The following is a 25,016-nucleotide window of genomic DNA, read 5'->3' on the forward strand; positions in this document are numbered from 1 at the left end:
CGCCGCCGACCTGCCGCTCTGGCTCCACCGTTACAATTGGCATCGCCCGCACGGCAGCCTACAATCCAAACCGCCCGTCAGTAGACTCGGCCTGATCAAGGACAACCTGTTGAGGCTCCACATCTAGCCGTGGCGCACGGCGCGGACATACGAAGGATGCTCGCGCGACATCTGCGTCGTGAAGATCACGCGAGGGCGGACGAGCTCCTTACGGTCCGCAAGTGTCACGTTGCCATCGATCGCGCGCTGTAGATCGGCCGGGATCCCTTCGGCCGCCGAGACGCGCCGGATCAGATCGGCCGGTAGGGGGAATTTTCCACCCGCGGTCTCAAGCCGCCGTTGCAGCCGAGCCGCGACGACATCGGGATGAAAACTCGGCGTGAAAGGAAGTGTCCGCGCCGGGCCTCCAATGATCTGAAACCCGATGGAGCCGGCCGGTCCTGGCGGGGGCGGCACAGACACGAATGGCCAGCATAGGATATCCGAGAGCCGCATGAACGAACCGCGCCAAGCCTCAACTGTCTTGTCTTTACGAGCGCAACCGCCCGCCACCACAGGCGCGACCTGATGGGCGAACACCAGATTGACGCCATCAACCGCGGGTAACGACGACGCCGTCTTCGGCGAAAGCGCCGAGTTCGGGTGGTAGAAGATGTAGAGTGGCAGCGTCGACATGCCGCCGGGCCGGCCCGATGCATGGCTCACCAGCGTGTTGGCCTGCTTGCCTTTCTCGTGGTCGAGATGCTGATAGTACCAGTATCCGCCCTTCGTGTTCGCAAATTGGGCGCGTTTGGCTTGCAGGATGATCCGCAGATACCGCCCGCCGTTGATGTCGCGGGGCGCTGCAAACACCCATTCCATATCGCCGCCGGTCGTCGGCTCGTCTGGAAAGTCGACGCTGACGCCAAAAGGCCGAAGGCCGACAAGGCTGAACATCAGCATGTCGGTGACGCTTTCCTCGCGAAAATTGCGCTTCAGGCCCCGATCGCGTTCCAAAAACTGTGCGACCTTGGGCGGAAAGTTATGGGCGAGATCGCAAAGCATCGAAATTTCCGGGGAATAAGCTTGTGTTTATGACCTTCGCAATAGCACGCCTCAGTGGCAAGCTGGAAGGATAGATCCTGGTGACGATCCGGGCGTCGGAGCAGGGCCGGTGGAAGTTGATCTCGCCTATTGGTCGCATGGCGATCAATTCGCGGGAGAAGGCTGGCGCCTCGGATTCCTCGCCCGGGCACATCATCGAATATGCCGAATCGGAGTTGAAGTGTTGGATGCCGACGCCCTCGGCCAATCGCACCTCGATGCCTTCACCTGGGAAGGCGATGACGACGAGCAGCTCGATGGGTCCGGGATTTAAGGGCTCGCCAACCAACAATCATTCCGGCGATTGAATGTCGAGATGCGATCCCACGGTCCGCGATTGCTAGAATTACTTTGAAGGGTAATAGGCGATCGACCATTCCGAGGGAGAGCGATGGACGGCAAATTTGACAATTACGATGCCGAACAACGGGCCATGATCGATTGGTTGACCGGCCGTTCTCCTGATGCTCGCCACGCCATTGCAGAAAATCGCTGAAGATGTGTTCGAGTGGATTCTGACGCAGCCGGACTGCGATCTGGCAACTGTCGCAAGCTACTTTTGGCGAGCAGGACCTTTGGAGCGTCTCGAACATCCCGATACCTTCGAAGAAGACAATTTGACGCTCAAGAGGCTGGTAGACCGCGTCAATGCGGGTTTTTATAGCCGATCGGAAATTTACTATGGGGGCCAAGAGCTGTGGGAAGGCCAAGAGGTGTGCAGTTGGACAGTTGCAGAAGCCGAAGACCTGCGAGAGTTCGCCCGCGCCCATGGGGCTTCCAATCTTCCCTGGACTTTACCTGAGGCGCTGGTTCCGCCGTTCGGACACCGCGCAGTTCGCATCTCAGATGAAGAAGATCCCCTTAAATCGGAAGAACTCCGAAAGCTCGTTGCCGGGCTCGGGACAGGTTCCGAACCAATTCCAGCAAGCCTAATGGGGGCAGATCCGCCTTCAAGAAGTATGCCGCAGCCGGCGCAGCAACTCCCCGTCAGAATAGCAAGGTTGCGCAGTTCGGCTTTCAGGCCGATGTACCTTTATCTCGCATTCGTTGCGGCGGGCTGGGGACTTATCTACGTCTTTGATCCTCCGAGGCTGGTATATAACGTGATGGTCATGTGCTGCGTGCAATTCGGGCTCATGACATTCGGGATGGTGCGAGCCGGGATGAAACGGAAGGCTGAAAAACGAGCGGCCCGTTAATCGCAAAGCGCCCCATCCCCACACACGTGAAAAGCCCCGCGGTCGTTGCCACACCGCGGGGCTCTTTGACGCCTAACCCGGGAGAAAAAGGTCAGGCGGCTTGAACTTTACGGCTGGTGCGGGCCCATTCCGGCAGCCAGTCGCCGTGGGTGGCGAGCAGGTCGTCGACCAGCGACCAGATCTGGTCGAGGTCGAGTTCGGCCGCCGTATGCGGGTCCATCATCGCGGCGTGGTAGATGTGCTCGCGATTCTCAGTCATCAGCGCCTGCACCGTCAGCTCCTGGACGTTGATATTGGTGCGGATCAGCGCGGTCAGCTGCGGCGGCAGGGCGCCGATGAAGGTCGGCTGGATGCCGGAGGCGTCGACCAGGCAGGGCACTTCGGCGGCGCAATTCTCCGGCAGCGAGGTGATGCAGCCATTGTTGCGGACATTGCCGTAAATGACGGAGGGTTCGCCGGTCCAGACCGAGTTAATGATCGAGGAGGCATATTCCTTCGAGGGCGTCACCTCGATCTTGTCGGCGCTGCGATAGGCCTCCGCCTGGCCCTTCCAGCGCTCGATCTGCTCGATGCAGCGTTTGGGATATTCATCGAGCGGAATGCCGAATTTCTCGATCAGGTCGTCGCGGCCCTCCTTGATGAAATAGGGCGTGTATTCGGCGAAATGCTCCGAGCTTTCGGTGACGAAATAGCCGAGCCGCGTCAGCATCTCGTAGCGCACCTTGTTCGGGCAGCGCGGGTTCCAGCCGGGCTTCGGCGCCCTGCCCTCGCGGTAGCCGCGCACCAGATCCGGATAGAGGTTGCGATAGGAGCCGTCGGCCTGGCGATGCTCGAATTTGAGATAGAAGGCCATGTGGTTGATGCCGGCGGCGCGGTAGCGAATTTCCTCGTAGGGAATGTCGAGGTCGTGGGCCAGCTCCATCGCCGTGCCCTGCACCGAGTGGCAGAGGCCGACCTGGCGAATCGTGGGGTATTTCTCCGCGATCGCCCAGGTGTTGATCGCCATCGGGTTGACATATTGCAGCATGATCGCCTCGGGGCAGACGGCGAGCATGTCCTCGCAGACCTTCCAGAGATGCGGCACGGTGCGCAAGCCGCGCATGATGCCGCCGACGCCGAGCGTATCGGCGATCGTCTGGCGCAGCCCGTATTTCTTCGGCACCTCGAAATCGGTGACGGTGCAGGGCTCGTAGCCACCGATCTGGAAGGCGACGACGACGAAATCGGCGCCGGCAAGCGCCTTGCGCTGATCGGAATAGGTCTCGGCCTTGGCCTTGACGCCAAGCGTCGAGATCAGCTTGTTGACGACGATGGCGCTTTCCTCGAGCCGCTGCGGGTTGAGGTCCATCAGGGCGATCGTCGCGCCCGACAGCGCCGGGCGCTGCAGCACGTCACCGATGATGTTTTTCATGAAGACGGTGGAGCCTGCTCCGATGAATGTGATTTTGGGATTTGCTGCCATTATAACCTCCGGCATTCGATAGTCATGCTACCTCGAAAGCGGCTTTGACGAGCCGTTCGGTGTAGGCGGTCTTGGGATGGGTGAGAACTTCGTTGACGGGCCCCTCTTCGACGATCTTGCCATGCTGCATGACGATGACGCGATGGCAGAGCGCCCGGACGACTTTGAGGTCGTGGGAGATGAAGAGGTAGCTGAGACCCCGCTCGTCCTGCAGCTTGCGCAAGAGTTCGATGATCTGCGCCTGGACGGAGAGGTCGAGCGCCGATGTCGGCTCGTCGAGCAGGATGAATTCCGGCTCCAGCGCGATGGCGCGGGCAATGGCGATGCGCTGGCGCTGGCCGCCGGAAAATTCATGCGGGAAACGCGACAGGATATTGCCGGGCATGCCGGCTGATATCAGCGCCTCGCGCACCCGGTCCTGCCGTTCGCCCTTGGTGGCGCCCAGCCGGTTGACGACGAGACCTTCCTCGATGATCTGGCCGATCGTCATGCGCGGGTTGAGCGAGGAGAACGGATCCTGGAACACCACCTGCATGCGGGCCCGCAGCGGCCGCATCTCGGCGCGGGAAAGCCCGTGGATCGGCTGATGGTCGAAATGGATTTCGCCGCTATCAGGCGTGTTCAGCCGCAGGATCGCCTGGCCGAAGGTCGTCTTGCCGGAGCCGGATTCGCCGACGAGGCCGAGCGTCTCGTGCCGGCGCAGCGTCAGGTCGAGGCTGTCGACGGCGACAAGCTCGCGCATCGCCGGCTTCAGGAAGGTGCCGTGGCGCAGCATGAAGGCGACGCGCACGCCCTTGGCATCGAGGATGACATCCGATCCCTCCGGCAGCGGATTGGCCTCGCCGCGCGGCTCAGAGGCCAGCAGATGCCTGGTATAGGCGTGCTGCGGATTGGCAAACAGCGCCTCGGTGGTGTTGTGCTCGCGCACCTCGCCATGCTGCATCACATAGACGTAATCGGAAAACTGCCGCACCACCGTCAGATCGTGGGTGATGAGGATGACGGCCATCCCCATTTCCTTCTGCAGATTGCGGATCAGGTTGAGGATCTGCGCCTGCACGGTGACGTCGAGCGCCGTCGTCGGCTCGTCGGCGATCAAGACGTCGGGATCGTTGGCGAGCGCCATGGCGATCATCACCCGCTGGCGCTGACCGCCGGAAAGCTGATGCGGATATTGGCGGATGCGCGCGGCGGGATCGGGGATCTGCACATGTTCGAGCAGTTCCAGTGCCCGCTGTTCCGCTTGCCTGCGGCTCATCCGGCGATGCACGCGGATCGCCTCGACGATCTGGCTCCCGATCGTATAGATCGGGTTCAGCGAGCTCATCGGCTCCTGGAAGATCATCGAGATGCGGTCGCCGCGCAGCTTGCGGCGCTCCCGCTCGGAAAATTTCAGGATATTGCTGCCGTCATAGGAAACCGTCGATTTGCCGGAGATGACGGCACGCTTCGACAAGAGCCCCATCACCGTTCTTGCGGTCACCGATTTGCCGGAGCCGGATTCGCCGACGATGGCGATGGTCTCGCCGCGATAGAGCTGGAAGGAGACGTCCTTGACGGCTTCGACCATGCCGTCCTCGACCTTGAAATTCACCGCGACATTGCGGGCATCGATGATCGGGGTTTCCGCGCGGCCGTCATGATCGTGGCGGACAAGCGGGGCGAAGGAATTGACCAGGGAAAGCGCCATATCAATCACCTCAATAAGGATCGACCGCGTCGCGCAGTCCGTCGCCCAACGCATTGAAGGCGAAGACGGTGACGAGCACGAAGCCGACGGGAGAGAGAATCCAGGGATAGGAGCCGATGACCGAATAGGTCGCGGTATCCTGCAGCATCAGCCCCCAGGAGATCAGCGGCGGCTTGACGGCAAAGCCCAAGAAACCGAGGAAGGATTCGAGCAGCACGACGCTCGGTATGGCGAGCGTCACCGCGACGATGACATGGCTCATCACATTCGGGAAGATGTGCTGGATGATGATGCGCCGGTCGGTGGCGCCGACGGCCATCGCCGCCCGGACGTAATCGATGCGGGCGAGCGCCAGGGTCTTGCCGCGCACCTCGCGCGACATCTGCGCCCAGCCGAGCGCCGACATGACGATGATGACGAAGGCGAGGAAGACATTGGTCGGCGCCGTCACCGGGATCAGCGAGGTCAGCGCCAGATAGAGCGGCAGCTGCGGAAAGGCGAGCACCAGCTCGACGAAGCGCTGCAGCCAGACATCGAAAGTGCCGCCGAAATAGCCGGAGACCATGCCGACCGTCGTGCCGATCAGCGTGACGATGAAGACGACAGTGAGCGCGATCATCAGCGAGATGCGCGAACCGATGATGGCGCGCGACAGCACGTCGCGGCCGAACTTGTCGGTGCCGAGGAAATGCACCGGCTGGCCGTCGGTCGAGCCGAAGAGGTGGCGCTCGGCCGGGATCAGGCCGAACAGCCGGTATTCGGCGCCCTTGACGAAGAAGCCGAGCAGCCGCGGATTGTCGTAATCCATGCCGACGATCGGCTGGAAGGTGACCGGGTCGAGCTCCTCGGAATCCGACAGCGCATAGACGCGCGGCTGGAAGACGAAATTGCCGTCCTTATCGTGGAAGCTCATCACCTGCGGCGGGGCGAAGCCGACATCGGTCGCCTTCGGGTCCATCGGCGCGACGAAATCGGCAAAGATCGCCATGAGGAGCAGCAGCCCGACGAGGATGAGCCCGGCCATGCCGGTCCAGGAGCGCCTGAGCCGGCGCCAGACCAGGGCGATATAGCTCTCATGCCCGCGCGATGGCTTGCCGACCGAAGCTTCGGTCGTCGTCGGCGGTGGCGGCGAGGAGTCGAAAGCCAGCATCTCAGGCTCCTTCATATTGGCGGACACGCGGATCGAGCAGCGCCAGCAGCATGTCGGCGATGATGTTGCCGACGATCAGCGTCGCCGACAGCACCAACATGAAGGTGGCGGTGACATAGACGTCGCCGATCGCCATCGAGCCGACGATCGCCGGGCCGACGGTCGGCAGCGCGAAGATGATGGCGGTTTCAATCTCGCCGGTCAGCATGTAGGGCAGCACGACGCCCTGATACATCACCAGCGGATGCAGCGCATTCGGCACCGCGTGGCGCATCACCACCGCGCCGCCGGAAAGCCCCTTGGCCTTGGCCGTCTCGACATATTGGGCATTCAGCGTATCGAGCAGGTTGCCGCGCATCACCCGCATATTGTAGGCGAGCCCGCCGAAAGTGGCGATCGCCACGACCGGCCAGACATGGTGGACGAGGTCGACGAATTTCGCCCACGACCAGGGCGCCCCGCCATATTGCGGCGAGAAGAAGCTGCCGATCTCCGACACGTTGAACTGGAAGACCAGGAGATAGACGATGATCAGCGCCATCAGGAAGCGCGGCACCGTCATGCCGAGGAAGGACACCGCCGAAAGCGTGCTGTCGATCCAGCTATACTGGCGCGTCGCCGCCCAGATGCCGAAGCCGATGCCGAGCACCGAGGCGAAGATGTGGCAGACGAGCGCCAAGAGCAGCGTGCGCGGCAGCCGTTCGGCGACGACATCGGCGACCGGCTTGTTGTAGAACATGCTGTAGCCGAAATCGCCGCGGGTGACGATGCCGCCGATCCAGTTGACGTATTGCACGACCATCGGCTTGTCGAGGCCGTGCTCGACCCGGTAGGCCTGGGCCTGGGCGTCGGCCTGGGCGTAGGAGGCGCCGCCCTGGTTGATCAGCTGCGATCTTATATAATCGGCGTAGTCGCCGGGCGGGGCCTGGATGATCGCGAAGGTCACCACGCTCAGGATGAAGAGGACGGGGATCGCGGAGGCTATGCGCACGAGCAGGAATCGTAACATCGGACGGTCCGCTTTTCCTTGCCGCCAGTCGCTCCTTGTCGGCGCGGCCGGCTTGTTGGTCATATCCGGCCGCGCGCCACGCGCGGCCGGAAGCTCATTTCAGCTGGGAGGGAGTTCTCCGGCGCGCCGCATAGGATGCGACGCGCTCAGCTCTTTGTCCTGGTGACACCGATCAGTTGATCGGGCCCTTGTCGCCGGGCTTGCCGGGCAGCTGCTCGGGGAACAGCTCGTATTTGCCCTGCTTGTCGGCCGCCACCCACAGGCGCTCGCGGATGACCGAATCTTCAGCCCAGTTGAACATGAAGATCGGCGTGCCCTGCGGCACGTTGGAGAACCGCTTGTTGATGATCAGCGCGCCCGGATATTCGGTTAGGCCCACCGTGTTGACGTGCTCGGTCGAGATCTTCTGATACTGCTTCATCAGATCGACGCGCTCGTCGTTGCTCTGGCTGGTCGTGAACTTGTTGACGACGTCGACAAGCTCGTTTTCGAAGGGCATCAGATCGAGCTTGTCGTCCTTGCCGGCGCGATGCTGCCAGCTGGTGCGCGGGCCGACCGGGGCAAGCTGCTCGGTGTTCTGCACCACCGACGACAGTTCCGTCGTGTTGCGTTGGATCAGCCAGTCGAAGCGGCCGGCATAATGGGCATCGTCACGCTTGGCGCCGTCGAGCGCATTGAGGACGATCTTCAGCCCGAGCTTCTCCATCTGGCCGACGACACCTTCGGCAAGGCTCTTGTCGGTCGTGTACTGATTGTTGATCAGCATGACGATTTCGACATTCTTGCCGCCCGCCGTGCCGGCCGGGAAGTTCACGATGCCGTCGCCGTCGGTATCCTTCAGCCCGGCCTTGGCGAGTTCCGCCTTGGCGCCCTTGAGATCGAAGGGATAGTAGACGGTGGAGTTGCGGTCGTAGAAGCTGGTGCCGGAGGAAAGCCCGCCCGGATAGATCGCCGTGAACGGCCCCTTGACCAGCGAGTCGCCGATCGCCTTGCGGTCGAGCGCCATGGTGACGGCCTTGCGGAAGTCCTCGTTGCGGTTCAGCTCGCGGATCGCCTGGCCGCGCTCGTCCGGGCTGCCCCAGCCGTTGGCGGAGAAGTTCATGCGCAGGTTATAGCCGATGAGGCGCGGGCCGAAGGCCAGACGTGCCGGCGCCGTCTTCTCGGCAGCGCGCTTCAGCGACGCCACGAAGTTTTCCGGCTGCTCGAGGTTGGAAATATCGGCGGAGCCCGCCACCGCCTGCACGTCGCGGTCGGCCCAGGTCGAGAGCTTGTAATGCAGTTCGTTCAGATAAGGCAGCTGATTGCCCTTCTCGTCGACCTTCCAGTAATAGGGGTTGCGGCGGAGCACGATGATATCGTCGGAACGATATTCCACCGGCACCCAGGCGCCCATCACCGGCATGTTCATGTATTCCGGCGGGAAGGCGTTCTTGAACTGGTCGTAGGTGTTCTTCGAATATTTCGGATGCTGGGGTTTGAGGATATGCGATGGACCCGGGCAGAAGTTCGGGTAGGACATCGTATAGAGATATTGCTTCGGGAAGGCCTCCTTGAAGGTCCATTCGACGGTGTAATCGTCGATCTTCTTCAGCGTCGTGCCGACGCCGAAAGCCTCCGGCGAGGCGCCGCCGCCGAGCGGCGAGACGTTCGGATCGACGACTTCGTCGTCCCAGTAGAACATGATGTCGTCGGCATTGAACGGCGCACCGTCAGACCATTTGGCGCCCTCGACCAGGTGCATGGTCAGCTTGTGGCCGTCTGCGGACCAATCCCAGCTCTTGGCGAGGTTCGGCAGCGGCTCGGTGTCCTGGGCCTTCACCTGGAACAGCGGCGCGGTGCGCGTCAGGCATTCGGAAAGGCCGATGTCGATGCCGCCCCAGCCCTGCGTCTGGCCGGCGCCGTAGTTCCAGCCTTCCGGCCGGCCGCCGATGACGTGGCGCATCGTATCGCCGTAGACGCCGACGCCGTCGGGCATGTTGCCGGTTTTGAAGACCATCGGCTCCTTCGGCAGACGATCCTTCACGGGGGGAAGCTTGCCGGAAGAAACGAAATTCTTCGTGACCCAGTCGGGCTCGTGATATTCGGGCAGCGCCTTGAACTCCAGGATGGAGTCGCGCGCGACATAGTTGATCTTGCCTTCGGCCGGGAAATCCGGCGGCACCGGCGGCACGGTTGCCTCGGCGGCATAGGCATTCACCGCCAGAACCGAGACGCCGAGCGCCAGTCCGGCCAGAATGCTTGCGTTGCGGAAATTCATGATCGTTTCTCCCTTTTGTTCCGGAGCGCGGGTCACGCGGCTCTCTTCTCCTCGAACGATATGAAGGCGGGCCCGGTGTCATGGATTTCCCTCCCGGAAACCATGACGACCAGCCTTCACGAAATGTCAGACGGCCTGTTTCAGCGCCGCCTTTTCCGCGCGCAGCTCTTCGATCGAGCGGACGCTGCGGCGTGCGGCGCCCGCCCAGTCGCGGGTCTGCACCTTGGATTTCGACAGCCGCTCCTTGGCGGCCGGCACGGCATCGGCATATTGCGGCAGCCAGCGGGCCTGGGCAACGACCATCTCGTCGACCATCTGCCAGACCTCCTCGGGCGTCGAGACGGCGCCGACCAGCGGATCGTGCAGCACGGCGAGCTTCAGAAGGTCGATGTCGCCTGTGACCGCCGCATGCACCGACATGCGCTGGACATTGATCGAGGCGATGCAGGTGGCCGCACAGGCTTCCGGCAGGGTGACGCCGGAAACCATGTTGATGCCGAAGCGGTCGACGAAGCCCGGCGATTCGATGATCGCATCGGCCGGCAGGTTGGTGATGACGCCGTTGTTCTTGACGTTGAAATGGCCGCGATAGACCCGGTTCGTCTCAAGCCCTTCCAGAATATGGCTGGCATGTTCGTTCGAGCGCTTGGCGGGATCGATCGGCTTGGAGGCGGATTCCAGGAATTGCGGGAATTCGGTCTCGAACCAGTTGCGGGTCTCGGTGGAGTGGCGGAGGTAGCCGCCGGTCTCGCCGTGGATCCAGTCGGACATGTCGATCCAGCGGGTGATTTCCTCCGGCCGCTTGCGGTACCAGGGCAGGTATTCCGAAAGATGGCCGTTGCTCTCGGTGGAATAGACGCCGAAACGCTTCAGCACGTCGATGCGCAATTTTTCCTGCTGCGAATAGACCGGATGCGCCTCGAAGGCCGCCACCAGCTCGTCCTTGCCGATCCTGCGGCCGTTGAGGCGCAGGTCGATGAACCAGGTCTGATGGTTGATGCCGGAGCAGATATAGTCGAGCTCACCAAGCGATTTGGCGCCGAGCACCTCGGCGATCTGTTCGGCGCCGTGCTGGACGCCGTGGCAGAGGCCGACGGTATCGACCTTGCCATATTCGATCGCCGCCCAGGTGTTCATCGCCATCGGGTTGGCATAGTTGAGGAATTTCGCACCCGGCTCGGCGACCTCTCTGATATCCTTGCAGAAGTCGAGAATGACGGGGATGTTGCGCTGGCCGTAGAGAATGCCGCCCGCGCAGATCGTATCGCCGACGCACTGGTCGATGCCGTATTTCAGCGGGATCCTGATATCGTCGGCATAGGCCTCGAGGCCGCCAACGCGCACGCAGCTGATGATGTAGCGCGCGCCGGAAAGCGCCTGGCGCCGGTCGGTCGTCGCCGTCACCTTGGTCGGCAGTCCGTTGGCCTCGACGATCCGGTCGAGGATCGCCTTGATCATCTCGAGATTATGCTCGCTGAGATCGGTCAGCGCGAATTCGACGTCGCGAAACTCCGGAACACACAGAATATCGGTGAACAGCTTCTTGGTGAACCCAACGCTGCCCGCACCGATGATAGCGATTTTGAAACTCATGATCTTCACCTCGGCCTATTCGAATGCTACAGGAAAGACGGATATGGAGGATCGGCCCGCATGCCGGAACATGTGGTTGAAAAAGCCGAAAAACTGCCTGTTTTCCTCCCGGCCGCTCGATCGGCCGTGGTCTCTTCCCTGTTTGTCGAGCGGGATTATGCCCGAAATCGGCAGGCCGACCAGAGAAGGATTATGCTTTCAGGGGTAATTTTGTGCTGCAGAATTTGATTGCCAACGGACAGTCGATGAGAACGGTTTCGCTGCCCCGCGGCCGGCAGCGATTGCATGCCATGCCGACCAGCTCCGGCTATGAAGTGCGCGAGAACGAGCCCTATGACTGGGACGGAAGAAGGCGCGGCCAGACCCCCTTCACCGTGCTGCAGCACACGATCAGCGGCAGCGGCCGGCTGCGCTATCAGAACCGCAATTATCGGCTTCAGGGCGGCGACACGCTGCTGGTGCTCGTGCCGCACAATCATCGCTACTGGCTGGAGAAGGGCGAGCGCTGGGAATATTTCTGGATTTCGATGAATGGCGAGGAGACGCTGCGCATCCACCAGCTGGTGCTGTCGACGGCCGGCCCGGTGCTGAAGCTGCAGCCCTCGACCATCGATCATCTCGCCGATTGCAGTCTGCGCCTCGTCACCGGCGCGACCTCGCCGGGAGCGGCCTCGGCGATTGCATATGAAGCGGCGATGGCGCTTTATGACGACGTCTTCGGCTCGTCGGCCTTCGCCGCCGAGCTCAGCCCGATGCAGCCGGTGATCGACCATATCAACGCCAATCTCGAAAAGCCGCTGCCGGTCGGCGAACTCGCCGGCATCGTCGGCCTCAGCCGTGCGCATTTCTCCCGCAGCTTCGCCGAGAGCGAGGGCATGCCGCCGGCCGAGTTCGTGCTGCAGCAGCGGCTGCAGCGCGCCGTCAAGCTGCTGACCAAGGCGGATTTCCTGCCGGTCAAGGAAGTCGCCATCATGTGCGGCTTCGAGGATCCGAACTATTTCTCCAAAGTCTTCCGCCGGGTCTACGGCACCAACCCGACGGAATTCCGCACCACCGGCATGTATGCCAGCATCGGCAAGCTGAGATAACCACCGGTCGGGGTTATCTCAGGCCCGCACCTCGAACACCATGTTGAACGGGGTTTCCGTGGCGCGGCGGAAATGGGTGAAGCCGGCGTCGAGCGCCACCTTGCGAAGCTTCATTTCGCCCGCCTGGGCGCCGAGCCCGAGCCCCACCTCCTGGGAGAGCGATGCCGGCGTGCAGATCATCGTCGAGGCGCCGTAATAGACGCGGCCGACGGGGTTGAGATTGTCCTTGAGATGGTCGTGGGCAAAGGGCTCGACGATCAGCCAGGTGCCGTTCGGCCCAAGCGTTTCCTTGACATGCTGGCCGGCGCCGACCGGGTCGCCCATATCGTGCAGGCAGTCGAACATGGCGACCATGTCATAGCCGCGGCCTGGAAATTCCGCCGCCCGGCTCTGCTCGAAGGTCACACGGTCGCCGACACCTGCCTCTTTCGCAGCCGCCTTGGCTTTTTCGATCGACGGGCCGTGATAGTCGAAGCCGGTAAAGTGGGAGGCGGGATAGGCCTGCGCCATCAGGATGGTCGAGGCGCCATGGCCGCAGCCGACATCGGCGACTTTGGCGCCGGCCTTGAGCTTGTCTTCCACCCCGGCCAGCGCCGGGATCCATTCGGCGACGAGATGGCTGTTATAGCCCGGACGGAAGAAGCGCTCGGTGCCCCGGAACAGGCAGGTGCTGTGCTCATGCCAGCCGAGCCCCTCGCCGGTGCGGAAGGCATCAGTGACCTTTGGCTCGTCCATCCACATGGATTGCACGACCTCGAAGGCGCCGACAAAGAAGGCCGGGCTGTTTTCCTCGGCAAAGACCATCGCCTGCTCCGGCGTCAGGCTGAAACGATCGGTCTTTTCGTCATAGACGATATAATCAGCCGCCGCCTGGGCGCTGAGCCACTCCCGGAGGTAACGCTCCTTCACCCCGGTTTTTTGCGAAAGCTGCTGGACGTTCATCGGCGTGCCATCGGCCATCGCCTTGAAAATTCCGACCTTGTCGCCCAGCACGACCAAGGCGCCCGACATGGCGGCGCCGACATCGCCGACCAGCCGGCCGACCAGTGCATCGAGTTTCTGCATATCCGGCTCACGCATTGTGTCCTCCCGCGCGCGTGATTAAGGGACTGCAAAATTAGGCTTTAATAATATGCAGTCAATCAACCTTGCCTTTCAGGGGATGAATCCGAAGTATTAAGGGTCGAAAGAATGCGGGGGTGGAGTAACACGCGGTGGCAGCTGTCAGGCCAAATCGGAGAGCTGTGCAGGCGGGTTTGCAAAACCCCTCCCCAACCCCTCCCCACAAGGGGGAGGGGCTAACTCGCAGCATCCGCCTGCAAAAAAACATCAGCCTTTCTGCAGATGAAACGTTGAAGTGAAAGCGTCGGGAGCGGCATATAAGCCCCTCCCCCCTTGTGGGGAGGGGTTGGGGAGGGGTCTTGGCCGATCGTGAACCTGACAGCCATCCTCCCCGTCCATGCCCTCATCATCGCTTGTGCAAGATTGCATTTTTTATATAATCCGTCCCACACACTTTCGACGCAAGGCTATCATGACGGACCTGTCTTCCGCCCAATGCCGCGCCGCGCGCGCCCTGCTGGCCTGGTCGCAGGACGACCTCTCGTCGGCCGCCAACGTCGCCAAGGCGACGATCGCCAATTTCGAGGCGGGCAAACGCTCGCCCTATGACCGAACCCTTCAGGATATGAAGCAGGCGCTCGAAGCAGGCGGCGTCGTTTTCATCCCGGAAAACGGTGGAGGGGCCGGTGTGCGCCTTGCCAAACGGACAAATTCGATCGACACCAACGAGACCGAAACGGTTCAATATGAAGAATATCTCGAAAACGATGCGCCGCCGGGCGCGGGTGGCTGACTGATGACGAAGAAAGAAAAGCTAGAACACTCGGAACTGGCCGGAGAATTCACCGATGACGGGATCACCGTGCTCGTCGATATCTTCCGCACATCCGGCAGCAATGAAGACTGGACGATGGAAGTCGTCACCCAGGCCGAGGATCTGATCCGCTGGGACGAACCGTTTGCCACCGACCGGGAAGCGTTCGACGAATTCCTCGCCACTGTCGCCCGCGATGGCATTCGATCCTTTCTCGACGATGAAGAACCGTCCGTTCACTGAGGAATCGTCGTGAAAAGCATCAATGATCTCGTCGCCTCGGCGAAAACCGTCTGCGACCGATATCGGGCCGGGCGAATGGAACGCGAGACCGTGCGCGAATGGGTCCTCGGCCTTGGCGCCTATCCAGGCCCGCATGGAGACCGCGTGCGCGAAGCCGTGGAATGGTTCCGTCTGCACAATCGCGAGCCTGTTTCCGACGACATCGTGCTCGTGGATATCGACCGGCTGAAGGCGATTTCAGCGCCGTGATCCCGGCGCACCTGGCGAGCCCCGCTGGCGCAATCACGCCGGTCCTCGGCGGCGTAGGACTAATGACGCTCACGAGGCTGATGCATAATATCCGCGTCGCAAGTCGAGGGCGGCTGGCAAATTTTAGTTCGTCCGATCAGTAAAAGGAACAGCACGTGGCAGCATTTCCGGAAAAGGCAAAGGTCGTCATCATCGGCCTCGGCGGTATCGTCGGCGCCTCCATCGCGCATCATCTCGTCGAGCGCGGATGGGACGATATCGTCGGCATCGACAAGTCGGGCATCCCGACCGATATCGGCTCGACGGCCCATGCCTCGGACTTCTGTTACACCACCAGCCACGACTATCTCTCGGTCTGGACGACGCAATATTCGATCGATTTCTACGAGAAGATGGGCCACTACGCCCGCATCGGCGGTCTCGAAGTGGCGCGCACCGGCGACGATGCCTGGATGGAAGAAATCAAGCGCAAGCTGTCCTCGGCCCGCGCGTTCGGCACCCGCGCCCATTATGTCAGCCCGTCCGAGATCAAGGAAAAGTTCCCGCTGATCGAGGAAGATCAGGTGATGGGCGGCCTTTACGATCCGGATGCCGGCCTTGTCATTCCGCGCTCGCAGACCGTTGCCGGCAAGCTGGTCGATGCCGCCGAAAAGGCCGGCAAGCTGCAGGTGTTCGGCAACACGCCGGCCAAGTCGCTGATCGTTGAAGGCGGCCGCATCAAGGGCGTCGTCACCCATCGCGGCACGATCATGGCCGACCACGTCATCGTCTGCGCCGGCCTCTGGGGCCGCCTGATCGCCGAGATGGTCGGCGAAGACCTGCCGGTCATGCCGGTCGATCACCCGCTCACCTTCTTCGGTCCCTACAACGAGTTTGAAGGCACCGGCAAGGAGATCGGCTTCCCGCTGCTGCGCGACCAGGGCAACTCCGCCTATATGCGCGATACCGGCGACCCGTCGACGACCGAGGGCGGCCAGATCGAGTGGGGCTACTACGAAGCCAACAATCCGCGCATGTGCCATCCGCGCGAGCTGCTCGAAAAACACGAAGCCCGCCTTTCGCCTTCGCAGCGCGACCTCGAGATGGAACAGATCATCGAGCCGCTCGAGCGCGCCATGGAACTGACGCCGATCCTCGGCGAACTCGGTTATAACGAAGGCCACTCCTTCAACGGCCTGCTGCAGGTTTCCGCCGGCGGCGGCGCATCCTGCGGCGAGAGCCAGAAGGTGCGCGGTCTCTGGTATTGCGTTGCCATCTGGGTCAAGGACGGCCCGGGCTACGGCAAGCTGATCGCCGACTGGATGACCGACGGCCGCACCGAAATCGATCACAACAGCATCGACTATGCCCGCTTCTATCCGCATCAGCTGACCGAAGAGTTCATCGAAGGCCGCTGCTACGAAGCCGCTCAGAAGATCTATTTCCCGGCCGTCCACACCCGCGAACCCTATCTGTCCGGCCGCAACGCCAAGCGCTCGCCCTTCTACGAGCGCGAAAAGGAGCTGGGCGGCTACTTCATGGAACTGGGTGGCTGGGAGCGTGCGCACGGCTACGCCGCCAACGAGCACCTGCTGGAGAAATACGCCGATCGCGTACCGGTTCGCGAGAACGAATGGGACAACCGCCATTTCTGGCGCGTCTCGAATGCCGAGCATCTGGCGATGAGCGAGGATTGCGGCATCGTCAATCTCAGCCACTTCCACATGGTCGATATCGAGGGCCCTGACCATGTCGAGCTGATGGAATGGCTGTGCGCTGCCAAGGTCGGCGGCGATGCCAACATCGGCAAGGGCGTCTACACCCACTTCCTCGACGACGAAGGCATGGTCCGCGCCGACTTCACCGTCTTCCGCATGGCCGACCGCTGCCGTCTCGTCAACGGCGCCGATGCGGGCCCGCGCGACCTGCACTATATGAAGCGCGTCGCCGAAGACCGCGGCCTCGACGTCACCATCACCGACGTCTCGGAAAAATTCGTGACGGTCGGCATCTGGGGTCCGAACGCCCGCGACACGCTGAAGAAGGTCGTGGCCGATCCGGCCGGGCTCGATCAGGAAAACTTCGCTTTCGCAGCGATCAAGCCGATCGAAATCGCCGGCAAGACGGTCACTGCCTTCCGCATCTCCTATGTCGGCGAGCAGGGCTGGGAACTGCACATGAAATACGAAGACGGCCTCGCCGTCTGGGATGCGCTGCGCTCGACCGGCGTGATGGCCTTCGGCGTGGAAACCTATGCGAACTCGCGCCGCATGGAAAAGAGCCTGCGCCTGCAGAACGCCGACCTGCTGACCCAGTACAACCTGATCGAAGCCGATCTCGCCCGTCCGAAGGTCAAGGAAGCCGATTTCCGCGGCAAGGCGAAGCATCTGGAATACAAGGCGCGTGAGCATCAGCCGGCCATGCTCTGCACGCTTGTGATGACCGAGAATACCGACAAGTCGGGCGTCAAGCGTTATCCGCTCGGCAACCTGCCGGTCGTCGATCCCGCCACCGGCGAAGTTCTGGTCGACGAACTCGGCCGCCGCTCCTACACGACCTCGATCGCCTACGGCCCGACTGTGGGAAAGAACATCGCTCTGGCCTATTTGCCCTGGTCGCATTGCCAGGTCGGACGCAAGCTGAACGTCGAATACTTTGCCGAGACCTATCCGGTGGAAGTCGTCGGCGTCGGCTACAAGCCGATCTACGACCCGGAAAATCTGAAGCCGCGCACTTAAGCGCTGAAATCCTTGTGGCGCCCCATGCGGGCGCCACAGTCGTTCTAAGCCTATGTTCTAGAACAGGATGATTTTAGGCCGGGTCGGCCTAAAATCTGAATCCTGTTCTACATTAAAGAGTTAGAGCATGATGTCGTCCGAAAACCGCTTACACTTTTCGGCATCATGCTCTAGTCACCGTCGCCATTGCCGTTTTCGAGGCCATCGCCCGGAGCTCTGCTCGGGACGAAGCGTTTCGAGATCAGCCAGCAGCAGAGCGCCCAGAGCGCCCCGGCGCACCATCCGGCGAAGACATCAGTCGGGTAATGGACGCCGAGATAGATCCGGCTCAGGCCGATGATGACGGCCAGGAAGACGCCGGCGGCCATGACGAAGATCCGCGTCGAACGGTAACGCTGCGTGCGGGCTAAAAGCGCGCCCAGCGTCAGATAGGTCACGGCCGAGACCATGGCGTGGCCAGAGGGAAAGCTGAGATCGCTGACCTCGACGAGATGCGGCACGATGTCTGGGCGCGGCCGGGCGACGAGAATCTTCAGCAGTGTGCTTGCCAGCCAGCCTGATAGTACCGAGGAAAAGACGAAGAGCGCGATCGGCCAGCGCCGGTCGAGCAAGAGATAGACGGTGACGAGAACGGTCATCAGCGAGAGAACGGTGATGCCACCGAGACTGGTGATGTCGTCGACGGCATGCGTCAGCCAGGTGGGACCGATCGGCACGGAGAGATCGTTCGCTCGCCGCAGCGCCAGCAGGATCGTCTCGTCGAAACGAAAGGTTTCGCCTTCGAGCACCTCGCTCGTCAGCCGCTGCAGCACGAACAGCCCGCCGGCGATCGATGCCATGGTGATCAATGTCAGCGGCTCATATGCGCCGAGTCTCGCCCAAAATCCGCGTTGTTGAACCTCGCTCATGCCTGCCGTCGAGCTCCTTTCACATCATGTCCGTCCCCCGCCAGATCGGCAACATCAGCCGCAAATTCAAGACCGTGCGGCATTCGGAGACAGTCCCGAGCGCAGCTACCGCTCCTCCCGCCGGCTCGGTAGCAAAAGCTCAACCTTCTTTTGCTATCGCTGGAGCGATTGACCTGGAGAGGTTTCGGCGATGAAAATTCTGACCGCGATGGTTCTGATGGCAGCCGTCCTGCCGCCGGTCTCGGCCTTCGGCGAGACCGAATGGATGGGCGGCGCAAGGCAATGGTCGGTCGGCTTTGCCAGCGAACACCCTGCCTACTGCCGGCTGCTGTGGGATAGCGAGCTGGGCAAGACCATGGAGTTCCGCCAGAGCGGCACCGAAACCTTCTGGCTGGTCTCGAAGAACACATGGGACATTCCGGCCGACACCAAGACCGAGGTGACGCTGACCGATCGGGCGGGACCGAAGGTGGTCGCCGCCGAATTCTTCGACAAGAATACGCTCCGTCTCTGGCCCAAAGGCAGCAAGGGCAGCGCCGGGCTGAAGAAGATCATCAAGAATTCCTTTGCTGGAACGCCTGACGTGCAATTGACCTTTGCCGGCGACGAAGGCGACTGGACGCTGCCGCTTTCGCGGGTGGACCAGCTCTATCCGACCTTCGCCCAGTGCCTCAAACGGCTCGAGGCCAGCGAGCCGGCCAAGCAGGATTCGGCGACCAGTAAACCGTTCTGACCACCTGTCCTGTTCAGCTGACCGGTGGCGGCGCAGTCTCGCGGATCAGACTGCGTACGGCCTCGATATCGCCGTTGAGCGGCCGCTCGTCGCCGTAATGAGAGACACGCTGCCGCACGGCCTGGTAGACGACATCCGTGCCCGCCGCCCGCGGCGCCGTCGCCGCCAGGAAATCATGCGCCTGGGCCGCGGCCATCAGCTCGATCGCCAGAATATATTCGGCATTGTCGATGACGGCGAGCAGCTTGCCGGCGGCCGCTGTCGGATGGGCGAGGAAATCTTCCTGCAGGCCGGAGGTCAGGCCGCCGTCCATGGCGGCGGGCGCGGCAAGCCGGCGGTTGTCGTTGCTGAGCGCGGCTGCGGTGTATTGGGCGATCATGAAGCCGGAATGGCTGCCGGCATCGCTCGCCAGAAAAGGCGGCAGGCCGCTGACCAGCGGGTTGACCAGCCGGTCCATGCGCCGTTCGCTGATTGCGCCGATCTGCGCCAGCGCAATGGCGAGGCTGTCGGCCGCCTGCCCGAGCGCCGGGGCGACGGCATGCGCCTCGGAGGAAACGATGGGTTGCTCCGGCGTGCCCGACACAGCCGGATTGTCCGTCACCGAAGCAAGTTCCTGATCGGCGATGCGGGCGGAATTGTCGAAAACGTCGCGGGCGGCGCCATGGGCGTGCGGCACCGAGCGAAGGCTCAGCGCATCCTGCGTGCGCCGGCCGAAGGCGGCGGCCACGAGGCCGCTGCCCTGCAGGCGGGCGCGCAAGCTGGCTCCGACCTTTTCGATCCCGGCAGACGGGCGCAGCGCCAGCACCGCCGCGTCGAAGGCGGCGATCTGGCAGCCTGCCGCCTCAAGCGTCAGCGCCGCGATGGCGTCGGCCCAGTCGAGCAGCCGTTCGGCGCGCAAAAGTGCTGCGGCGGTGAGCCCGGTGGCGCAGGCCGTGCCGTTGACAAGGCTCAGTCCCTCCTTGGCGCCGAGCACCAACGGCTGCAGGCCGATAGCCGCCAGCGCCTCGCGGCCGCTCATGCGCCGACCGGCGAGCGTGGCGCTGCCTTCGCCGATCAGGACGAGCGCGGTATGAGCATTGTGGGTGAGATAACCGGCCGAGCCTTTCGACGGCACGTCGGGAATGCAGTCATGCTCCAGCAAGGCTGCGAGATGCTGGACGATCTCGCGCCGCACGCCGGAATGGCCATGGGCGAAATTGGCGATCTGGGCGGCGATGATGGCGCGCACTTCGCGCCCGGCCAACAGCGCGCCGACGCCGCAGGCATGGCTGAGCACGATGCTGCGCGACAACAGGCTCTGCGAAGCCCGATCGACGACCGTATCGGCGAGCGCCCCGACGCCGGTATTGACGCCATAGGCGCGCACGCCCGTCTCGACGATGCTGGCGACGATGCGGCTTGCCTGCTCGACCCGCGCCCAGGCGGCCGGCGACAGCGCAAGCGCCTCCCCTGCCCCGACGCGCGCGACATCGCGCCAGGTCAGGACTTTATCGATCGTGATCGTCATTGGCCGCTTCCGAAATGGCCGATGAACTGGCGGAAGGCGGGGGTCGCGCCTGTTGTGAACATCTCGTCCGGCTTGCCGCTGCTTTCGATCAGCCCCTCGCGCATGAAGACAACGCGGTTGGAGACATTGCGGGCAAAGCTCATCTCATGGGTGACGACGAGCATGGTCATGCCTTCCTCGGCAAGCGCGCGCATGACGCGCAGCACCTCGCCGACGAGTTCCGGATCGAGCGCCGAGGTCGGCTCGTCGAAGAGCATGACCTTCGGCTTCATCGCCAAAGCGCGGGCGATTGCGGCGCGCTGCTGCTGGCCGCCGGAGAGATGGGCGGGATAGGCATGGCGCTTGTCTGCGATGCCGACCTTTTCGAGCAGCGCCTCGGCCTCGGCGATGCAGTCGGCACGCGGTCGCTTCAGCACATGGATCGGCCCTTCAATGACGTTCTGCAGGATCGTCATATGGGACCAGAGATTGAAGGACTGGAACACCATGCCGAGTTCGGAGCGGATATGGTCGACCTGCTTCTGGCTCGCCGGTCTGCTGCGCCCGTTCTTGTGCACCATCTCGATGTGCTCGCCATCGACCCAGATCTCGCCGTCGCTTGCGGTTTCGAGCATGTTGATGCAGCGCAGAAAGGTCGATTTGCCGGAGCCGGAGGCGCCGAGCAGCGAAATCACATCGCCGTCCTCGGCATCGAGGGAAATGCCGCGCAGCACCTCATGCGTGCCGAAGCTCTTGCGGATATTGCGGACCGAAAGTCGGGTTACGCCTGGCATATTTGCTCCAATCGGTTCAGGTTCGACCTAGCGCATGATGCCGAAAAGTATGAGCGGTTTTCGGACGACATCATGCTCTAACCGTTTAATTTAGAACAGGATTCAGATTTTAGGCCGACCCGGCCTAAAATCATCCTGTTCTAGGCCTTCAGCGGCTGCGGGGCCGCGCGGCGGTGTCGGGACAGCGAATATTCGAGCAGGGCCATGCCCTGCAGGATGATGAAGTTCAGCACCAGATAGATGATCGCGGCGCAGAGGAAGACTTCCATCGTGCGGTAGGTCTGCGAGATCAGCCGCTGGGCGACACCGGTGACCTCCCAGACGGTAACGAGGCTGGCAAGCGCCGTCGATTTCATCATCAGCACGATCTCGGTGGAATAGGCCGGCAGCGCGTGGCGGAAGGCGATCGGCGCCAGGATGCGGCGCACCATCAGGAAACCGGACATGCCGATCGAGCGGGCCGCCTCGATTTCCTTCGGCGAAACGGCGCGGATGCCGCCACGGAAGATTTCCGCCGTGTAGCCGGCGGTGCAGAGCGCCAGCGACAGCACGGCGCAGACCATCGGCTCGCGCAGGAACGGCCAGAGGAAGGAATAGCGGATGACGCCGAACTGGCCGAGGCCGTAGAACACCAGGAACATCTGGATCAACAGCGGCGAGCCGCGGAAGACGAAGATATAACCCTTGGCGAAACCCGACAGATAGCGGTTGCCGCCGACCCGCATCGTGACGATGACCAGCGCCAGCAGGCCGCCGAAGAAGATCGACAGCGAAAACAGGATCAGCGTCGTCGGCACCGCCTTCAGCAGCGTCACCATGGTCGAGACGAGAAAGGTGAAATCCATTGTCGCCCCCTTACGCCTGGCCCATGGCGGAGGCCGGCATGCTGCGATTGGCGCGGCGTTCCGCGCCGTTGAAGATGCGGTCGGAAAGGCTGGTCAGGATCAGATAGAGGCAGCCGCCGGCGATGAAGAACAGGAAATATTGCCGGGTCGAACCCGCCGCGACTTGGCTGGTGCGCATCAACTCGGCAAGACCGGTGACCGAAATCAGCGCCGAATCCTTGAGGCTGAGCTGCCAGACATTGCCGAGGCCGGGAATGGCGAAGCGGAGCACCTGCGGCATGATGATGCGGCGGAAACGCATGCCGCGATGCATGCCGATCGCCGAAGCCGCTTCGAGCTCACCTTTGGAGATCGCCAGGTAAGCGCCGCGGAACACCTCAGCCTGATAGGAGCCGGAGATGATGCCGACGGCAAGCGCACCGGCGGCAAAGGAAGGCAGGCCGAGAAAACCCTCGTAGCCCATCGCCTTGCCGATCGAAGTGACGGCGGAGGAGCCGCCGAAATAGATGAGATAGATGATCAGCAGTTCCGGCACGCCGCGAAACACGGTCGTATAGACGTTCCCGAGCGCGACGAGGAGAGGATTGCCGGAGAGCTTCGCCCCCGCGACGAGCGCACCGAGCACCGCGCCGATCGCCAGCGCCGTCGCGGTGACGGCCAGCGTCATCAAGGCGGCGAGAATGAGCAGCGCGCCCCATCCCGTCGAGCCGAAGCCAAGCAGTTCCAAGCTTGCCATATCGTCCGTTCCCCGTCCGTGGCAGTATTTTCTGGATCGAGAATAACACGCGGTCTCCGGCGACAAAGCCGGAGACCGGCGCCTGCGGCCAAAGGGCCGAAGCGCTTACTGCTGCGGGCTGACGTCGACCTGGAACCACTTCATCGAAAGGTTCTTGACCGTGCCGTCGGCGAGCGCCGACTTGATCGCCACGTTGAACTTGTCGCGCAGGTCGGTATCGGCCTTGCGGACGCCAAGACCTTCGCCCTCGCCCCAGATCGAGCCGACGATTTCCGGGCCGGTGAAATCGAGCGTGCCGTTGGCGCTCTTGAAGGCATTGGCGAAATAGACGGCGTCGTCGAAGCCGAGGTCGATACGGCCGTTCTGCAGGTCGAGGTCGCGGTCGGCGCCGGTCTTGTATTCGCGGATCTCGGCAATATCGCCGAAATTGTCATAGACGAACTTGGCGTAGACGGTTGCCGCCTGGATGCCGATCGTCTTGCCCTTGAAGGCCTCCTTCAGCGCATCGATCTCCTTCACGCCGGTCTGGCCGGGCGTCATCTTGATCGTGGCGCCGGTGCCGGCGGCTTTCGCCAGCGGGCTGTCCTTGGCGGTGGCGAAGGCGGCGGGCGTGGCGGCATAGGGAACGGTGAAGTCGATGACCTGCTTGCGCTCCTCGGTGATCGACAGCGCATCCATGATGACGTCGAACTTGCCGGCATTCAGCGCCGGGATCATGCCGTCCCAGTCGGAGGCGACAAGCGTGCATTCGATCTTGGCGCGCTCGCACAGCACCTTGGCAAGCTCCGGCTCGAAGCCGCCGAGCGTGCCGTCGGCATTGGTGAGGTTCCACGGCGCATAAGCGCCTTCGAGCGTGATGGTCGCCTTCGTCCAGTCCTTGGCAAAGGCAGGGGCGGCAAAGGTGGAAAGGGCGGCGACGCCGCAAAACAGGATGGCGCTAAATTTCATTGATGAATTCTCCTCTGGAGTTGAAACAGACCTTACGGCACCGCCGATCTCCGCCGGCTTGCCCTTTCCGTCCTGTTTTTGCCTCAAGGACCGATTGGGAGGTTGTATATGGTACCATATGAGATATTTTGTGATATGCAAGAGGAAAGTCGATTATGTGGCAAATTGCATCCGTGCAAAAGGAATAGGCAATGAAGCGTTCCGGCGAGATGAAGCGCGACCTGGCGGGAAATGACAGCACGCCGCTTTATGCCGGCGTCAAGCAGGTGATCCTCGACCGCATCCACAGCGGCGAATGGCCGCCGAAATACCGCGTGCCGTCGGAAAACGAGCTGGTCGTCGAACTCGGCGTCAGCAAGATGACAGCCAATCGGGCGTTGCGCGAACTTGCCAGTGAAGGCGAACTCGTTCGCATCCAGGGTGTCGGCTCCTTCGTCGCCGAGCGCAAGGGTTATTCGGCGCTGTTCGAGGTGCGCAACATCGCCGAGGAGATCGCCGAACGCGGCCATATCCACGAGGCCTCCGTCGTCGTTCTGGCCCGGGAAACCGCCTCTCCCGAGATCGCCGACGCCCTGGAGCTGGCAATCGGCGCCGCTGTTTTCCACTCGCTGATCGTCCACAGCGAAAACGGCGTTCCGGTGCAGATCGAGGACCGTTTCGTCCATCCCGAGGCCGCGCCCGAATATCTCGAGCAGGATTTCACGAGCCTGACGCCGAACGCCTATCTGACCGCCGCCGCCCCGCTCAGCGGCTCCGAGCACGTCGTCGAGGCGGCGATGCCGCAGGCCTGGGAATGCAAGCTCCTGACGATCCTCAAGAGCGAGCCGTGCCTGACGATCCGCCGGCGCACATGGTCGGCGAAACAGGTGGTCTCCACAGCCCGCCTCGTCTATCCCGGCTATCGCTACCGGCTCGAGGCGCGCAGCGGCAAGATGTTCGAAGACTAAAAC

At 62.5% G+C, this 25,016-nt stretch carries 22 protein-coding genes and 2 pseudogenes; 10 read left to right on the forward strand and 14 right to left on the reverse strand.

What is annotated here, in order from left to right:
- Nucleotides 1–127 (forward strand): annotated as a pseudogene (locus tag ATY75_RS34415) (IS481 family transposase); the annotation flags it as partial.
- Here the strand turns inward: ATY75_RS34415 and ATY75_RS32575 are convergent.
- Nucleotides 124–1,044 carry a DUF6615 family protein gene (locus tag ATY75_RS32575; RefSeq protein ID WP_088940635.1) on the reverse strand — a complete coding sequence of 307 codons (921 nt, stop codon included), beginning with the start codon at nucleotides 1,042–1,044 and terminating at the stop codon, nucleotides 124–126. The pseudogene ATY75_RS34415 and the gene ATY75_RS32575 sit on opposite strands and share 4 nt — an antisense overlap.
- A gap of 103 nt (nucleotides 1,045–1,147) precedes the next feature.
- Here ATY75_RS32575 and ATY75_RS32580 point away from each other — a divergent pair.
- Nucleotides 1,148–1,357 (forward strand): annotated as a pseudogene (locus tag ATY75_RS32580) (hypothetical protein); the annotation flags it as partial.
- A gap of 190 nt (nucleotides 1,358–1,547) precedes the next feature.
- Nucleotides 1,548–2,282 carry a DUF4274 domain-containing protein gene (locus ATY75_RS34420; RefSeq protein WP_143535388.1) on the forward strand — a complete coding sequence of 245 codons (735 nt, stop codon included), beginning with the start codon at nucleotides 1,548–1,550 and terminating at the stop codon, nucleotides 2,280–2,282.
- Nucleotides 2,283–2,373: 91 nt separating this feature from the next.
- Here the strand turns inward: ATY75_RS34420 and ATY75_RS32595 are convergent, their stop codons facing one another.
- From ATY75_RS32595 to ATY75_RS32620, 6 genes are all read right to left on the reverse strand, one after another.
- Nucleotides 2,374–3,744 carry an alpha-glucosidase/alpha-galactosidase gene (locus tag ATY75_RS32595; protein WP_088940638.1) on the reverse strand — a complete coding sequence of 457 codons (1,371 nt, stop codon included), beginning with the start codon at nucleotides 3,742–3,744 and terminating at the stop codon, nucleotides 2,374–2,376.
- 22 nt (nucleotides 3,745–3,766) lie between these two features.
- Nucleotides 3,767–5,434: an ABC transporter ATP-binding protein gene (locus ATY75_RS32600; protein ID WP_088940639.1), complete on the reverse strand. Its 1,668-nt coding sequence runs from the start codon at nucleotides 5,432–5,434 to the stop codon at nucleotides 3,767–3,769.
- A 10-nt stretch (nucleotides 5,435–5,444) separates the two neighbouring features.
- On the reverse strand, nucleotides 5,445–6,584 hold the full coding sequence (locus tag ATY75_RS32605; RefSeq protein ID WP_088940640.1) for an ABC transporter permease: 1,140 nt from the start codon (nucleotides 6,582–6,584) through the stop codon (nucleotides 5,445–5,447).
- 1 nt (nucleotide 6,585) lies between these two features.
- Nucleotides 6,586–7,593, reverse strand: coding sequence for an ABC transporter permease (locus ATY75_RS32610; RefSeq protein ID WP_088940808.1), 1,008 nt, complete (start codon nucleotides 7,591–7,593; stop codon nucleotides 6,586–6,588).
- Nucleotides 7,594–7,765: 172 nt separating this feature from the next.
- Nucleotides 7,766–9,853: an ABC transporter substrate-binding protein gene (locus ATY75_RS32615; protein WP_088940809.1), complete on the reverse strand. Its 2,088-nt coding sequence runs from the start codon at nucleotides 9,851–9,853 to the stop codon at nucleotides 7,766–7,768.
- 123 nt (nucleotides 9,854–9,976) lie between these two features.
- Nucleotides 9,977–11,443, reverse strand: a complete 1,467-nt coding sequence (locus ATY75_RS32620) for an alpha-glucosidase/alpha-galactosidase (protein WP_088940641.1) — start codon at nucleotides 11,441–11,443, stop codon at nucleotides 9,977–9,979.
- 245 nt (nucleotides 11,444–11,688) lie between these two features.
- On the opposite strand from ATY75_RS32620, the gene ATY75_RS32625 reads away from it, so the two are divergent.
- Nucleotides 11,689–12,531, forward strand: a complete 843-nt coding sequence (locus ATY75_RS32625) for an AraC family transcriptional regulator (RefSeq protein ID WP_088940810.1) — start codon at nucleotides 11,689–11,691, stop codon at nucleotides 12,529–12,531.
- 18 nt (nucleotides 12,532–12,549) lie between these two features.
- Here the strand turns inward: ATY75_RS32625 and ATY75_RS32630 are convergent, their stop codons facing one another.
- Nucleotides 12,550–13,611, reverse strand: a complete 1,062-nt coding sequence (locus ATY75_RS32630) for a class I SAM-dependent methyltransferase (RefSeq protein ID WP_088940642.1) — start codon at nucleotides 13,609–13,611, stop codon at nucleotides 12,550–12,552.
- Between the two features lie 454 nt (nucleotides 13,612–14,065).
- On the opposite strand from ATY75_RS32630, the gene ATY75_RS32635 reads away from it, so the two are divergent.
- From ATY75_RS32635 to ATY75_RS32650, 4 genes are all read left to right on the forward strand, one after another.
- Complete coding sequence (locus tag ATY75_RS32635; RefSeq protein ID WP_071088677.1) at nucleotides 14,066–14,386, forward strand: helix-turn-helix transcriptional regulator; 321 nt, start codon at nucleotides 14,066–14,068, stop codon at nucleotides 14,384–14,386.
- A 3-nt stretch (nucleotides 14,387–14,389) separates the two neighbouring features.
- Nucleotides 14,390–14,650, forward strand: a complete 261-nt coding sequence (locus ATY75_RS32640; RefSeq protein WP_088940643.1) for a hypothetical protein — start codon at nucleotides 14,390–14,392, stop codon at nucleotides 14,648–14,650.
- Nucleotides 14,651–14,659: 9 nt separating this feature from the next.
- Nucleotides 14,660–14,899 carry a hypothetical protein gene (locus ATY75_RS32645; RefSeq protein WP_064843127.1) on the forward strand — a complete coding sequence of 80 codons (240 nt, stop codon included), beginning with the start codon at nucleotides 14,660–14,662 and terminating at the stop codon, nucleotides 14,897–14,899.
- A 155-nt stretch (nucleotides 14,900–15,054) separates the two neighbouring features.
- Nucleotides 15,055–17,616, forward strand: a complete 2,562-nt coding sequence (locus tag ATY75_RS32650) for an FAD-dependent oxidoreductase (RefSeq protein ID WP_088940644.1) — start codon at nucleotides 15,055–15,057, stop codon at nucleotides 17,614–17,616.
- A gap of 170 nt (nucleotides 17,617–17,786) precedes the next feature.
- On the opposite strand, the gene ATY75_RS32655 is transcribed toward ATY75_RS32650, so the two are convergent.
- Nucleotides 17,787–18,524, reverse strand: coding sequence for a phosphatase PAP2 family protein (locus ATY75_RS32655; RefSeq protein ID WP_088940645.1), 738 nt, complete (start codon nucleotides 18,522–18,524; stop codon nucleotides 17,787–17,789).
- 190 nt (nucleotides 18,525–18,714) lie between these two features.
- Here ATY75_RS32655 and ATY75_RS32660 point away from each other — a divergent pair, with 190 nt between their 5' ends.
- Nucleotides 18,715–19,257 (forward strand): hypothetical protein, encoded by a 543-nt coding sequence (locus ATY75_RS32660; protein WP_088940646.1) that lies wholly within the window; start codon nucleotides 18,715–18,717, stop codon nucleotides 19,255–19,257.
- Between the two features lie 13 nt (nucleotides 19,258–19,270).
- Here the strand turns inward: ATY75_RS32660 and hutH are convergent, their stop codons facing one another.
- From hutH to ATY75_RS32690, 5 genes are all read right to left on the reverse strand, one after another.
- Nucleotides 19,271–20,764 (reverse strand): histidine ammonia-lyase, encoded by a 1,494-nt coding sequence (gene hutH / locus ATY75_RS32665; protein WP_088940647.1) that lies wholly within the window; start codon nucleotides 20,762–20,764, stop codon nucleotides 19,271–19,273.
- Nucleotides 20,761–21,537: an ATP-binding cassette domain-containing protein gene (locus ATY75_RS32670; protein ID WP_088940648.1), complete on the reverse strand. Its 777-nt coding sequence runs from the start codon at nucleotides 21,535–21,537 to the stop codon at nucleotides 20,761–20,763. The genes hutH and ATY75_RS32670 overlap by 4 nt, the downstream gene beginning before the upstream one ends.
- 140 nt (nucleotides 21,538–21,677) lie before the next feature.
- Nucleotides 21,678–22,382 carry an ABC transporter permease subunit gene (locus ATY75_RS32680; protein ID WP_088940649.1) on the reverse strand — a complete coding sequence of 235 codons (705 nt, stop codon included), beginning with the start codon at nucleotides 22,380–22,382 and terminating at the stop codon, nucleotides 21,678–21,680.
- A gap of 10 nt (nucleotides 22,383–22,392) precedes the next feature.
- Nucleotides 22,393–23,118, reverse strand: a complete 726-nt coding sequence (locus ATY75_RS32685) for an ABC transporter permease subunit (protein WP_064843112.1) — start codon at nucleotides 23,116–23,118, stop codon at nucleotides 22,393–22,395.
- Nucleotides 23,119–23,223: 105 nt separating this feature from the next.
- On the reverse strand, nucleotides 23,224–24,066 hold the full coding sequence (locus tag ATY75_RS32690) for a transporter substrate-binding domain-containing protein (protein ID WP_064843110.1): 843 nt from the start codon (nucleotides 24,064–24,066) through the stop codon (nucleotides 23,224–23,226).
- Nucleotides 24,067–24,257: 191 nt separating this feature from the next.
- Between ATY75_RS32690 and hutC the strand changes: the two genes are divergently transcribed.
- A complete protein-coding gene (gene hutC / locus ATY75_RS32695; RefSeq protein ID WP_088940650.1) occupies nucleotides 24,258–25,013 on the forward strand; it encodes a histidine utilization repressor in 756 nt (251 codons plus the stop codon).
- Nucleotides 25,014–25,016: the final 3 nt, after the last annotated feature.

The organism is Rhizobium sp. N122 (assembly GCF_002211295.1).
Classification (GTDB): Bacteria; Pseudomonadota; Alphaproteobacteria; order Rhizobiales; family Rhizobiaceae; genus Rhizobium.